The sequence below is a fragment of the Aeromonas caviae genome, from assembly GCF_000819785.1.
Lineage (GTDB): Bacteria > Pseudomonadota > Gammaproteobacteria > Enterobacterales > Aeromonadaceae > Aeromonas > Aeromonas caviae.
The window spans coordinates 128,586-141,137 of the sequence record NZ_CDBK01000034.1 but is presented as its reverse complement, the minus strand read 5'-3'; the positions used below and the strand labels follow the sequence as shown (position 1 = coordinate 141,137).

The 12,552-nt window shown below is 61.3% G+C and carries 9 protein-coding genes and 7 tRNA genes; 9 read left to right on the top strand and 7 right to left on the bottom strand.

Translation table 11 applies throughout. The features are described from left to right. Positions 1-13 precede the first annotated feature (13 nt). The 6 genes from BN1120_RS04715 to BN1120_RS04690 all read left to right on the top strand — a co-directional run bounded on the left by BN1120_RS04715 (position 14) and on the right by BN1120_RS04690 (position 668). Positions 14-106: transfer RNA gene (locus BN1120_RS04715), tRNA-Ser, on the top strand. A 4-nt stretch (positions 107-110) separates the two neighbouring features. Continuing rightward, positions 111-187 (top strand) — tRNA-Arg (locus tag BN1120_RS04710). A 94-nt stretch (positions 188-281) separates the two neighbouring features. Then, positions 282-358: transfer RNA gene (locus BN1120_RS04705), tRNA-Arg, on the top strand. Between the two features lie 25 nt (positions 359-383). Beyond that, positions 384-460 (top strand) — tRNA-Arg (locus BN1120_RS04700). Between the two features lie 27 nt (positions 461-487). Continuing rightward, positions 488-564: transfer RNA gene (locus BN1120_RS04695), tRNA-Arg, on the top strand. A gap of 27 nt (positions 565-591) precedes the next feature. After that, positions 592-668 (top strand) — tRNA-Arg (locus BN1120_RS04690). Positions 669-993: 325 nt separating this feature from the next. Here the strand turns inward: BN1120_RS04690 and pbpG are convergent. From pbpG to pepA, 6 genes are all read right to left on the bottom strand, one after another. Then, positions 994-1,779 (bottom strand): D-alanyl-D-alanine endopeptidase, encoded by a 786-nt coding sequence (gene pbpG, locus BN1120_RS04685; protein WP_010672955.1) that lies wholly within the window; start codon positions 1,777-1,779, stop codon positions 994-996. Positions 1,780-1,957: 178 nt separating this feature from the next. Continuing rightward, positions 1,958-2,623, bottom strand: a complete 666-nt coding sequence (locus BN1120_RS04680) for a DedA family protein (protein ID WP_039040923.1) — start codon at positions 2,621-2,623, stop codon at positions 1,958-1,960. Between the two features lie 18 nt (positions 2,624-2,641). Next, positions 2,642-3,934, bottom strand: a complete 1,293-nt coding sequence (locus tag BN1120_RS04675; protein ID WP_029313724.1) for a hemolysin family protein — start codon at positions 3,932-3,934, stop codon at positions 2,642-2,644. Between the two features lie 207 nt (positions 3,935-4,141). Continuing rightward, positions 4,142-6,994, bottom strand: coding sequence for a valine--tRNA ligase (locus BN1120_RS04670; RefSeq protein ID WP_042014948.1), 2,853 nt, complete (start codon positions 6,992-6,994; stop codon positions 4,142-4,144). A gap of 65 nt (positions 6,995-7,059) precedes the next feature. After that, the gene (locus tag BN1120_RS04665; protein ID WP_010672959.1) at positions 7,060-7,515 is read right to left on the bottom strand and encodes a DNA polymerase III subunit chi; all 456 of its coding nucleotides are present in this window, start codon (positions 7,513-7,515) and stop codon (positions 7,060-7,062) included. Between the two features lie 169 nt (positions 7,516-7,684). Next, positions 7,685-9,196, bottom strand: coding sequence for a leucyl aminopeptidase (gene pepA, locus BN1120_RS04660; RefSeq protein WP_010672960.1), 1,512 nt, complete (start codon positions 9,194-9,196; stop codon positions 7,685-7,687). A 172-nt stretch (positions 9,197-9,368) separates the two neighbouring features. Between pepA and lptF the strand changes: the two genes are divergently transcribed. After that, positions 9,369-10,481 (top strand): LPS export ABC transporter permease LptF, encoded by a 1,113-nt coding sequence (lptF, locus tag BN1120_RS04655; protein WP_042014947.1) that lies wholly within the window; start codon positions 9,369-9,371, stop codon positions 10,479-10,481. A gap of 25 nt (positions 10,482-10,506) precedes the next feature. Then, on the top strand, positions 10,507-11,577 hold the full coding sequence (gene lptG, locus BN1120_RS04650) for an LPS export ABC transporter permease LptG (protein ID WP_041210919.1): 1,071 nt from the start codon (positions 10,507-10,509) through the stop codon (positions 11,575-11,577). A gap of 145 nt (positions 11,578-11,722) precedes the next feature. Here lptG and BN1120_RS04645 read toward each other — a convergent pair whose 3' ends face one another. Then, on the bottom strand, positions 11,723-12,235 hold the full coding sequence (locus BN1120_RS04645; protein WP_010672963.1) for an RDD family protein: 513 nt from the start codon (positions 12,233-12,235) through the stop codon (positions 11,723-11,725). A 143-nt stretch (positions 12,236-12,378) separates the two neighbouring features. On the opposite strand from BN1120_RS04645, the gene BN1120_RS04640 reads away from it, so the two are divergent. After that, positions 12,379-12,463: transfer RNA gene (locus tag BN1120_RS04640), tRNA-Leu, on the top strand. The last annotated feature ends 89 nt before the right edge of the window (positions 12,464-12,552 follow it).

The window sequence follows — 12,552 nt, the reverse complement described above, 5'->3', positions numbered from 1 at the left end:
CAGCCCCGCAAACGGAGAGGTGGCCGAGAGGCTGAAGGCGCTCCCCTGCTAAGGGAGTATGCGGCTTATACCCGCATCGGGGGTTCGAATCCCCCCTTCTCCGCCATTTTGCGCCCGTAGCTCAGCTGGATAGAGTACCTGGCTACGAACCAGGTGGTCAGAGGTTCGAATCCTCTCGGGCGCACCATATTTGACTCTTGGAGTCATGTGTTGACCATCAGCAAGTCGGCACTAAAGAAGGCTTACTGTTGAGTAAGCTTTTTTTATCGTTTGAAAACAGGGCGCCCGTAGCTCAGCTGGATAGAGTACCTGGCTACGAACCAGGTGGTCAGAGGTTCGAATCCTCTCGGGCGCACCATTTCAAGCAATACAATGATTTATGAGCGCCCGTAGCTCAGCTGGATAGAGTACCTGGCTACGAACCAGGTGGTCAGAGGTTCGAATCCTCTCGGGCGCACCATGTTTCAAGCAGTGCAACAATTTATGAGCGCCCGTAGCTCAGCTGGATAGAGTACCTGGCTACGAACCAGGTGGTCAGAGGTTCGAATCCTCTCGGGCGCACCATATTTCAAGCAGTGCAACAAGTTGTGAGCGCCCGTAGCTCAGCTGGATAGAGTACCTGGCTACGAACCAGGTGGTCAGAGGTTCGAATCCTCTCGGGCGCACCATACAGACAGCCTCAACGTCAGTCGGGGCTGTTTTTTTATGGGCGATATCCTCCTCCCCATCATGGGGTTGTCTCTCTCGTGTTCTTCTCCCTGACGCTCCCACGGGGGACGGTTCCCCCTTGCTGCACGTGCCCCCGGGTAACCACTCTCGACGGGTCTTGCCTGGCAGGCTGCTGATGCATCCCGTGGCCGTGCCTGTGGACCTGGGTGCCCTTACCATACGCACTATGCTGTGAGGGGCTGGCGCTCTCTGGCGGCTTGCTGAGGCGTTTGGCGGGCAATAAAAAGGATGCCGCGGCATCCTTTCATGTCTTCGTGGAGAGAATCAGCTTTTCAGCCACTTGCGGATGCGGTTGGCATCCCCGACAGGGGTGCGTTTGCCCACCGAGTTGAGCAGTACGATGGCGAGCTCCTGACGATCCGGTTTGGCACGCATCAGCAGGCAGCGGCCCGCTTCGTCGGTATAGCCTGTCTTGGAGAGGCGTACATCCCAGTCCGGGTTCTTCACCAGCGGGTTGGTATTGTTGAACATCAGGCTGTAGGCCGGCTTGTGAAAGCGCATCTCCCTGCTGGTGTCCTGGGTGAATTCACGGATCAGCGGCTGTCGATAGGCCGCAGAGAGGAGCTTGGCCAGATCCTGGGCGGTGGAGACGTTGCGGGTGGAGAGACCGGTGGAGTCATAGTAGCGGGTGTTGCGCATGCCGAGCTGTCTGGCCTTGTTGTTCATGGCGCGGATGAAGGCCTGGCGACCCCCCGGGTAGTGGCGGGCAAGCGCCGAGGCCATGCGGTTCTCGGAGGACATCAGCGCCAGATGCAGGGCGTCGCGGCGGCTGACCTGGGTGCCCATGCGCACCCGTGAATAGGTGTGCTTGATGTTGTCCCTGTCGTTCTGATCGATGGTCAGGGTCTGATTGAGGTTCTGGCGGGCATCCAGCACCACCAGCGCCGTCATCAGCTTGGTGAGAGAGGCGATGGGGCGCACCCGGGTGGGGTTTTTCTGATACAGGGTCTTGCCGGTGTTGACGTCCATCACCAGGGCACTGCCCGATTTGAGCTGCAGCTTGGCCGGGTCGGGGGTCGCCAGGGCTGTCTGCGAACCCAGCAGTCCCATCAATCCACCTACCAGCGCGATTGCGCGAATCCAACACCCCATACAACCAACTCCATCCACAGCGAAAAAAGGCGCTAGATTCACTCATTTTTGCCCCTGCTTTACAAGAGCGAGCAGGGGGAATTCGCCACTATTTTCCATAAAAAAGGGCCGCCTGTGGGCGACCCTGTGGTTTGTCTCACTCTCTGGAGACGCCGGGCTTGCGTCTGCTCCACCAGCGCCAGACCAGAGCGATGAGGCCGCCCACCAGCAGCACGACCGGCAGGTAGATAATGACGCTGAGAAATTGGGACTCATACTGCGCGGCCAGCTTGGTGTGGCTCAGGTAGTAACCCAGCCCGACCAGGGGGCAGATCCACATGATGGAGCTGATCAGGTTGACCACCAGGAAGCGCCCCTGGGGGATCTCGTTGGCGCCGACGATATAGGGGTAGGCGGTACGCACGAAGGCGATGTAGCGGGCGGTGATCAGGGTGATGATGCCGTACTTGTTGAGCAGGTAGTGCACCTTCTCCTTGTGCTTGTCATCGAGATGGGACATCAGCCTGTGATACATCCGGGTGTGGCCGAGGAAACGCCCCTGCATGTAGCCAAGCCAGGTACCGACGAAGGTCGCCATGATCAGCAGCGGGACCACTGCCATCGGCAACACCCCCTGATAGATCAGCACGCCGGTCAGGATCAGCAGGGTATCCCCTGGCAGGAAGGCGGTGGGGATAAAGCCATTCTCGAGCACCAGGAAGGTCAGCAGGACGACATAGACCATGAAGACCATCTTGGGATCAGAGAGTGTCGCCAGATCCTGATGCATAAAGGCGTGAGCCAGGTGGTAAAACTGCTCCATACATGCAAACTCCGCAGGTTAGCTGGGTTGGTCGGTCAAGGGCATGGCAAGCACCTTGTCGATGCGCAGGCCGTCCATATCCACGATTTCCAGTTGCCACTGTTCCAGGGTGACCAGGTCTCCGGTCTGGGGAAGGCGGCCAAGGAGCAGCATGATAAGCCCTCCAAGGGTGTGATAGTGATGTTTTTCTTCTTCCGGCAGACGAACCAGCTCCAGACAGTCCTTCAATTCTGGCAGCGGAATGAGGCCGTCGAGCAGCCAGCTGCCGTCGGCGCGCTGGAAGGCCCAGTTGTCTTCCCCATCTTCCTGCTGGAAGTCGCCGGCCAGGGTTTCCAGCAGATCCTGCTGGGTGACCAGCCCCTGCAGCTCGCCATATTCGTCCACCACCAGCACCATGTGCTCGGAGTGGGTACGGAAGTGGTTGAGCAGCTCCAGGCCGTTGAGGGTCTCCGGCAGCAGGCTGCCGTCCTGGGTCAGCGCCGCCAGATCGATGGGCTCTCCCTTGATGTAGGCGTGCAGCACCTTGCTGACGTTGAGGATGCCGACGAGATCCGACAGGCTGCCGTCACAGACAGGGAAGAAGCTGTGGCGATACTCCACCAGACGTTGGAGGTTCACTTCCAGCGGCAGTGACAGGTCAAGATAGCGGATGTCGCTGCGCGGCACCATCAGGGAGGCCAGGCTGCGTTCGTCGAGGCGGAACACGTTGCGCAACATAGTGTGCTCATGGTCCTCGATCACCCCCGCTTCGGAGCCCTCCACCAGCATGGCGTGGATCTCCTCCTGAGTGACATTGTTGCTGCTGCGCTGATCGACCCGCAGCAGCCGCAGGCTGGCGTTGGTGGAGGCGGAGAGCAACCAGACGAAGGGACGGGTCAGGGTCGCCAGCCAGAGCATGGGGCGGGCTACCAGACAGGCAATGCGCTCGGCGCTGAGCTGTCCGAGGCGTTTGGGCACGAGCTCCCCTACCACGATGGAGAGATAGGTGACCAGCACGACCACGATGACGGTGGCGAGCAGGCTGCTGCTCTTGGGGGAGAGCCCCCACTCCTGCAGCCAGAGGGCGAAGGGCTGGGCCAGCAGGGACTCGCCATAGATACCGTTGAGCAGGCCGATGCTGGTGATGCCGATCTGCACGGCGGAGAGGAAATGGGTCGGATCTTCCCCGAGCTTGAGGGCGATGGCGGCGGAGCGGCTCCCTTCGCTCGCCATTTTGGCGAGGCGTGCCTTGCGTGCCGTCACGATGGCGATTTCCGACATGGCGAAGACGCCATTGAGCAAAATCAATCCAAACAGGATCAATATTTCCATACTGCAGCAGCACTCCCGATAGAAAAGACCGCTGGCAGTGTAATGAATTTGCGGGCTCTGCGCTTGTGAAAGGAGGTGATTTGGCTCGTGAATTTTTGAATATCGCCCCGGCGGGAGGGATAAAACTGCGGGGCAGGAGAGGGAGAACTGAACCCATGACATGAAAAAGCCCCCGATAAACGGGGGCTTGTCATGTTGCGCTGTGGCTTAGAGCGCTGCGATCTCGGCCTGCTGGGCTTCCAGCTTGGTCAGCTGGAGACGGTAATCTTCCAGCTTCTCGCGCTCCTTGATGATGACCGCTTCCGGCGCCTTGGCGACGAAGGCCTCGTTGCCGAGCTTGCCTTCGATGCGGCCGCACTCGCCCACCAGACGGGCCACCTCTTTGGCCAGACGGGCCAGCTCGGCTTCCTTGTCGATGAGACCAGCCATCGGGATCATCAGCTCGGTGGCACCGATCAATTTCTTGACCGACAGCGGGGCGGTTTCACCTGCGCCAAGTACGCGGATGGATTCCAGACGGGCCAGCGACTTGAGGAAGGCCTCGTTGTCAGCGGCGCGCTGGGTATCCTTGGCATCGCACTGGAGCAGCACGTTGAGGGGCACGCTCGGCGCCACGTTCATCTCGGCGCGGATGTTGCGGATGCTGACGATGAACTCCTTCACCCACTCCTGATCCGCCATCGCGGCGTCGTCCACCTTGGCGGCGTCGAATTCCGGGAAAGCCTGAATCATGATGGTGTCGGCGTGCACGCCGGCCAGCGGGGCGACCGATTTCCAGATGGTTTCGGTGATGAACGGGATGATCGGGTGTGCCAGGCGCAGCAGGGTCTCGAGGACACTGACGAGGGTGTGGCGGGCAGCGCGCTGCTCGGCCTCGGAGCCCTTGGTCAGTACCGGCTTGGTCAGCTCCAGATACCAGTCACAGAACTGGTTCCAGATAAATTCGTACAAGACGCCTGCAGCGATGTCGAAGCGGTAGGTATCGAGGGCGGTGCGGAAGTCACGGATGGCCACTTGCAGCTGGGACTGGATCCAGCGATCCGCCAGGCTGAACTGCATCTCGCCACCGGCAAAGCCGCAATCCTGATCTTCGGTGTTCATCAGCACATAGCGGGAGGCGTTCCACAGCTTGTTGCAGAAGTTGTTGTAGCCATCCAGGCGCTTCATGTCCCAGTTGATGTCACGGCCGGTGGAGGCGAGCGCCGCCAGGGTGAAGCGCAGGGCGTCGGTACCGTGGGCATTGATCCCTTCCGGGAACTGCTTGGCGGTGCGCTTGGCGATCTTCTCGGCCATCTGCGGCTGCATCATGTTGCCGGTGCGCTTCTCCAGCAGATCTTCCAGGGAGATGCCGTCGATCATGTCGAGGGGGTCCAGCACGTTGCCCTTGGACTTGGACATCTTCTGGCCTTCTTCGTCACGGATGAGGCCGGTGATGTAGACGGTCTTGAACGGGACTTGCGGCTGGCCGTTTTCGTCCTTGATGAAGTGCATGGTCATCATGATCATCCGGGCGATCCAGAAGAAGATGATATCGAAGCCGCTCATCAGCACGTCGGTGGGGTGGAAGGTCTTGAGCGCCTCGGTGTTGTTCGGCCAGCCCAGGGTGGAGAAGGTCCACAGGGCGGAGCTGAACCAGGTGTCGAGCACATCTTCGTCCTGACGCAGCACGGTCACGGACGGGATGCTGTGCTTGGCGCGCACTTCCTCTTCGTTGCGGCCCACGTAGACGTTGCCGGCGTCGTCATACCAGGCCGGGATGCGGTGACCCCACCACAGCTGACGGGAGACGCACCAGTCCTGAATGTCGCGCATCCAGGAGAAGTACATGTTTTCGTATTGCTTCGGCACGAACTGGATGCGGCCATCTTCCACCGCCTCGATGGCGGTCTTGGCCATGGGGGCCACGCGCACGTACCACTGGTCGGTCAGCATGGGCTCGATGGGCACGCCGCCGCGATCGCCGTAGGGCTGCTGCAGCACGTGATCCTTGATCTCGGCCAGGAGGCCCAGCTCGTCCAGCTTGGCGACGATGGCCTTGCGGGCGGCGAAGCGCTCCATCCCGGCGAACTCGCTCGGCAGGGCGGCATCATAGGCGGTGCTGGGGTTGCCATTGGTGTCGACCACTTCGGCCTCGGCACGCACGTGGGCGTCCAGGGTGAAGATGTTGATCATCGGCAGGTTGTGGCGCTTGCCCACTTCGTTGTCGTTGAAGTCGTGGGCCGGGGTGATCTTCACGCAGCCGGTGCCCTTCTCCATGTCGGCGTGTTCGTCGGCGACGATGGGGATCAGGCGGTTCACCAGCGGCAGCAGGATGTGCTGGCCGATCAGCGCCTTGTAGCGCGGGTCTTCCGGGTTCACCGCCACTGCGGTATCACCCAGCATGGTTTCCGGGCGGGTGGTGGCGACGATCAGGTGATCCTGACCCTCGGCGGTCTTGGCGCCGTTGGCCAGGGGATAGCGAAGGTGCCACATGTGGCCCTTTATCTCGCGGTTTTCCACTTCCAGATCGGAGATGGCGGTGTTGAGCTTGGGATCCCAGTTCACCAGACGCTTGCCGCGGTACATCAGGCCATCTTCGTAGAGACGGACGAACACTTCCTGTACGGCAGCGGAGAGGCCTTCATCCATGGTGAAGCGCTCGCGCTCCCAGTCCACGGAGTCGCCGAGGCGACGCATCTGGCGGGTGATGGTGCCGCCGGACTCTTCCTTCCACTGCCAGATCTTGTCGATGAAGGCGTCACGGCCGTAGTCGTGACGGGTCTTGCCCTCTTCGGCGGCGATCTTGCGCTCCACCACCATCTGGGTGGCGATACCGGCGTGGTCGGTGCCCGCCTGCCACAGGGTGTTCTTGCCCTGCATGCGGTTGTAGCGGATCAGGGTGTCCATCAGGGTCTGCTGGAAGGCGTGACCCATGTGCAGGCTGCCGGTGACGTTGGGCGGCGGGATCATGATGCAGAAGGAGTCTTTGCTGGTGTCGCCGTGGGGCTTGAAGTAACCCTGGGCTTCCCAGTGCTGATAGAGCGCCTGTTCGATGGCGTTGTGATTAAAAGTCTTTTCCATGGTCTCGCCGTATTCTGGATGGATGGAGTCTGGTGTTGAGTCGTGGTGGATCGCGGGTGGTGCAGTCAGGGCTGCGCCGGATCCGGTGCGGCAAGGACGGGCTGATCCCTCATCTCGAGGGTATGGCCCGCCTGGCGATAGTGCTTGTAGCGCTCGCGGGCTTGCTGCTTTTGCGTTTCGTCAGTGGGGACAAAATCTACCACTTGAGCGAAGTGTCCTGCAAACAAAGGTGTCTGCCGGGCCAGGTTGATGAGGCAGGCATAGCGCCGCCGTGGCGGCTGATGGCCTATCTCCACCGGAGCCTGACCGCTCTCCCCCTGCAACTGGTGCGGCACGAAGCGATCGGGCGGCAACTGCCACAACAGCTCGTCCAGACGCAGGGCCTGGGCCTCGTCCTCGCACAGCAGATAGAGGTGGCCTGCGCTCCAGCCATCGGCCGCAAGCTGGCAGGCGAGGCGCTCGACGGCGGAGGCATCCGCATCATCGGGCTGGCTCATCAGGTAAAAGGTCACTTGGCTCATCAGGTCGGTCCCGTTTGGCTGTGACGGACAGCGATTGGCCGTCTTCGGGAGCCGCGTCTGGCACGGACTTCCCGGATTCTCTCAATGAAACAAGGAAGAGGCAGGCCTCTTCCTTGTGATACAGGGTAACGCCTTCTCGCATCGCTCTTCGAGTCGATGGGGAAGGGGATCACTCCTTGTCTTCGACGTCCGCCACGCCGGCCCGGTTGAGCAGGAACTGGGTCAGCAGGGGCACAGGACGGCCGGTGGAGCCCTTCTCCTTGCCGCTCTTCCAGGCGGTCCCTGCGATATCCAGGTGGGCCCAGTTGTACTTCTTGGTGAAGCGCGACAGGAAGGCGGCGGCGGTGATGGTACCGGCCGGACGGCCACCGATGTTGGCCATGTCCGCGAACGGGCTTTCCAGCTGCTCCTGATACTCGTCGAACAGGGGCAGACGCCAGGCGCGATCGCCGGCCTGTTCGGAGGCGTTGAGCAGCTCGTGGGCCAGGGGGTTGTGGTTCGCCAAGAGGCCAGAGGTATGGTGGCCCAGGGCGATGATGCAGGCACCGGTCAGGGTCGCCACGTCGATCACGGTCTCGGGATCGTAGCGGTCCACATAGGTGAGGGCATCGCACAGCACCAGGCGGCCTTCGGCGTCGGTGTTGAGTACCTCGACGGTCTGGCCGGACATGGTAGTGAGGATGTCACCAGGGCGGTAGGCGTTGCCCCCCGGCATGTTCTCGCAGCCCGCCAGCACGCCGATGACGTTGATGGGCAGCTGCAACTGGGCCAGGGCGTGCATGGTGCCGAGCACGGAGGCGGCGCCACCCATGTCGTACTTCATCTCGTCCATGCCGTCTGCCGGCTTGATGGAGATGCCGCCGGAGTCGAAGGTCAGCCCCTTGCCCACCAGCACGATGGGCTTGGCGTCGGCGTTGCCCTTGTACTCGATGATGGCCATCATGGCTTCGTTCTCGGAGCCGCGGGCCACTGCGAGGTAGGAGTTCATGCCGAGCTCGGCCATCTCCTGCTCCCCCACCACCCTGGTGGTGATGTTGTCATAGGCATCCGCCAGACGGCGGGCCTGGGAGGCGAGGTAGGCGGGATTGCAGACGTTGGGCGGCATGTTCGCCACGTCGCGGCAGATGCGCACCCCTTTCGCCACGGCCAGGCCGTGGTTGATGGCGCGCTCGCCTATGGTCAGTTCCCGACGCGTCGGCACGTTGAAGACCAGCTTGCGCAGCGGACGGCGCGGTTCGGCCTTGTTGGTCTTGAACTGATCGAAGCTGTAGAGGCCCGCCTTGGTGGTTTCCACCGCCTGACGCACCTTCCAGTAGGTATCCCGACCCTTGACGTGCAGCTCGGTCAGGAAGCAGACCGCTTCCATGGAGCCGGTTTCGTTCAGGGTGGTGATGGTCTTGTTGATGATCTGCTTGTACTGGCGCTCGTCGAGTTCGCGCTCCTTGCCGCACCCGACCAGCAGTACGCGCTCGCTGAGCACGCCCGGTACTTGATGCAGCAGCAGCATCTGGCCCGGTTTCCCTTCCAGGTCGCCACGGCGCAGCAGCGAGCTGAGGTAGCCGTCGCTGATCTTGTCCAGCTGTTCGGCAACCGGAGAGAGGCGGCGGGGCTCAAAAACGCCGACCACGACGCAGGCACTGCGTTGCTTCTCAGGACTGCCACTCTTTACACTGAACTCCATGGAATCTCCTACATCCTAAAGACAAAAGGCACCATTTATTGAATAATGCGGTGCTTGTTGGGGTATCAGAGGCGGAGCGAACAGTCACAGGCTCCGCAGTTCAAACTGGTAAAAATCCAATATAGGGCCCTATTTTTCAGGCATTCGACTAAAAACACAAGTTTACTTGGGAATGACTGTGATCGTTTTCCGATATTTGTTCAGGGAGACCCTGAAAACCCAGCTGGCGGTGCTGTTCGTGCTGCTGCTTATCTTCGTCAGCCAGCAATTTATCCAGATCATTGGCGATGCCGCCGATGGTGAGGTGCCGACGCGCCTGGTATCCACCCTCCTGCTGCTCAACCTGCCGAATATGGCGTTGTTGATGCTGCCTATCAGTCTGTTTTTAGCCATTCTGTTTGCTCACGGCCGTTTGTACGCTGAAAGCGAAATGACGGTGATGCACGCGGTGGGTTTCAGTCACCGTTTCATCATGGGCAGCGCCCTGGTGCTGGCCCTGCTGACCGCCGCCGTCGCGGCGTTCAACACCGGCTGGGTCGCCCCCCAGGCCAAGGAGCGGGAGTACCAGGTGATCGACGAGTTCAAGGCCGATCCCGGTATCTCTTTCCTGCAGGCCGGCCGCTTCATGGAGCTCGACAAGGGGCGCCTGGTGGCCTACATCCAGGATCTGAACGACAAGGGGTCGGAGTTGCAGAAAATCTTCGTGCTGCAACGGGCCGAGGGTGGCTCACCCCCGTCAGTGGTGGTGGCCAACGAGGGGCAGGTGACCGCCGACAGCAACGGCTTGCAGTGGCTGACCCTGAAGGATGGTTCGCGCTACGAGGGGCATTTCACCGGCAAGCAGTTCCAGGTCTCGGAGTTTCGTGAATACAGCCTGGTGATCCGCCAGCAGGAGATGGAGCAATCCAACCGCAAGGCGGCGGCCAAGCCGACCCTGGCATTGCTCGGCACCCAGGACAACCAGCTGATGGCCGAATTGCAGTGGCGCCTGTCGCTGCCCCTCTCCATCCTGGTGCTCACCTTCCTGGTGGTGCCGATGGCGCGGGTCAATCCCCGTCAGGGGCGTTACGCCAAGCTGCTGCCGGCCATCCTGCTCTATCTCTCCTATTTCCTGCTGCTCAGTGCCGCCCGGTCGGCCATCGACAGCGGGCGTCTGCCCCACTGGCCCGGGATGTTCCTGGTGCCCCTGGTCTATCTGCTGCTGATAGGGTTGCCTCTCAACCTGCAGGGCACCAGCTGGTGGAACGGGGTCAAAGGGCAATTGTTCAAGAGAAAGTCAGCATGATGCTGCAACCTGGGAGTCTCTGCTGATGTTCGGCATTCTCGATAGATACATAGGCAGGGTCATCTTCATGTCGATCCTGCTGTGCGAGCTGACCCTAGTCGGGCTGGCCGCGCTCATCAAGTACGTGGAGCAGTTGAAGGCGGTCGGGGAAGGCAACTACGACATGCTCAACGCCCTCTACTACGTGCTGCTCTCCATGCCCAAGGAGGCGGTGCTCTTCTTCCCCCTGGCGGCCCTGCTCGGTGGCCTCATCGGCCTGGGCCAGCTCGCGACCAGCTCCGAGCTGGTGGTGATGCAGGCGGCGGGACGCTCCAAGATCAGCATCGTCATGGCGGCGCTCAAGACCGCCATTCCCCTGATGCTGCTGGTGGGGCTGATGGGCGAGTACGTCGCACCGGCCGCCAAGCGGATGGCGGATGACATCAAGGCGGGGGCCATGTCGGAAGGGCGACTCACGGTCTCGGCCTACGGGGTATGGGCACGGGATGGCAACAACTTCGTCAACATCAACGGGGTGCGCAATGATGGCGCCCTGACCGGCATCACCCTCTACCGCTTCACTCCGTCCCGCAACCTGATCGACGTGGTGCAGGCGAAGGAGGGGGTGTTCGAGGATCACCACTGGCTGCTGAAACAGGTGCACATCACCCGGTTTGACGATCCCACCCGGATCCAGGACGAACAGCATGCCCAGATGGCCTGGCAATCCGAGCTGACCCCCAAGCAGCTCGGGGTGGTCAGTATCGATCCCGAAAACCTGCCCATCTCGGGGCTGCGGGACTACATCGGTTATCTGGATGCCAACAAGCAGGATGCCGGACGCTACAAGCTGGAGATGTGGCGCAAGCTGCTCTCACCGCTCTCCGTGGTGGCCATGATACTGCTCGCCTCCTCCTTCATCTTCGGCCCGCTGCGTTCGGTGAGCATGGGGGCGCGGATGCTGATGGGGATCATGACCGGCTTCGCGGTCTATGTGAGCGACAGGGTGTTCGGCCCGGTCAGCCTGGTCTATGCGGTCCCGCCCATCCTCGCGGCCATCGCACCCAGCCTGCTGTTTGGCGGCATCTCCTTCTATATCCTGAGCCGCAAGCAGTAGCGGCCTGAAGGACGGCGGGCTGCTGACAACAGGCGGCCATCGCATCCCGATGCACCGTTTCCGTCAAGGTTCTGGGCTGCAAGCAGTCAGTTCTGGTCAACAAAAAGGGCACCTCGGGGTGCCCTTTTTCGTTGCCGTCTTGGGATCAGCGATTGAGCTGCTCCAGGTTTTCCGTCTTGCCAAGCACCACCACCTCGCACTCGGCCCAGATGTCCTGGAAGGCGCGGGGGCGGGCGCGATTGAACACACACAGCAGGTTGCCCAGGCCAAAGGCCGAGGTAGCGAGCCGGATCAGGGCCTGGGTGACGCGAATGTTGCTGCCGTCCAGGTTCTGGATGCGCAGGCGCCAGGCCCGCATGCCGATGGTCTGGCCGGCGCGGACCCAGAACCAGGTGTAGAAACCGCAGATGACGAAGGCCAGCCAGGCGCTGTAGAGGGGGCTGGTGAGCAGCCAGGCGGCATCCTTGCCCTCGGGGACGTGCGCCATGCCGGTGGCCAGCAGCAGGTGGGCCACCCCCATGCCGATGAAGCCGGCGATGATCAGCAGGGCAATCACCACCAGATAGTCATAGAGCAGGGCGCCGAGACGGCGCAGCAGACCGGCAGACGGATGCCGGGGAGCAGGCTGGAGAGGGGAGGGGGTCTTGCGCTTGGCCATGATGATTATTCCATTAATATGATGCGGGCATTCTATGTAACTGGCTTGGCATCGGCAAGGCGTTGAATAAATGAGCAAACAACGGTGGGCGCAAGAAAAACACCTTGCATGGCCAAGCGCCATTCGTATAATCCCTCGCAGCTGCCCGGGTGGCGAAATCGGTAGACGCAGCGGATTCAAAATCCGCCGTAGCAATACGTGTCGGTTCGAGTCCGACCCCGGGCACCATCAGATTCCATGACAAAAGGCCATCCTCGCGGATGGCCTTTTGTTTTTCCGGGCGGTGCGAAGAGGTGTACCCTCAGACCCTCAGACCC

Excerpts from the sequence above, each read along its gene's own strand:
- lptF (WP_042014947.1), top strand. The coding sequence starts at position 9,369 with ATGACTGTGATCGTTTTCCGATATTTGTTCAGGGAGACCCTGAAAACC.
- pbpG (WP_010672955.1), bottom strand. The coding sequence starts at position 1,779 with ATGGGACTGCTGGGTTCGCAGACAGCCCTGGCGACCCCCGACCCGGCC.
- BN1120_RS04665 (WP_010672959.1), bottom strand. The coding sequence starts at position 7,515 with ATGAGCCAAGTGACCTTTTACCTGATGAGCCAGCCCGATGATGCGGAT.
- lptG (WP_041210919.1), top strand. The coding sequence starts at position 10,507 with ATGTTCGGCATTCTCGATAGATACATAGGCAGGGTCATCTTCATGTCG.
- BN1120_RS04680 (WP_039040923.1), bottom strand. The coding sequence starts at position 2,623 with ATGGAGCAGTTTTACCACCTGGCTCACGCCTTTATGCATCAGGATCTG.
- BN1120_RS04645 (WP_010672963.1), bottom strand. The coding sequence starts at position 12,235 with ATGGCCAAGCGCAAGACCCCCTCCCCTCTCCAGCCTGCTCCCCGGCAT.
- BN1120_RS04675 (WP_029313724.1), bottom strand. The coding sequence starts at position 3,934 with ATGGAAATATTGATCCTGTTTGGATTGATTTTGCTCAATGGCGTCTTC.
- BN1120_RS04670 (WP_042014948.1), bottom strand. The coding sequence starts at position 6,994 with ATGGAAAAGACTTTTAATCACAACGCCATCGAACAGGCGCTCTATCAG.
- pepA (WP_010672960.1), bottom strand. The coding sequence starts at position 9,196 with ATGGAGTTCAGTGTAAAGAGTGGCAGTCCTGAGAAGCAACGCAGTGCC.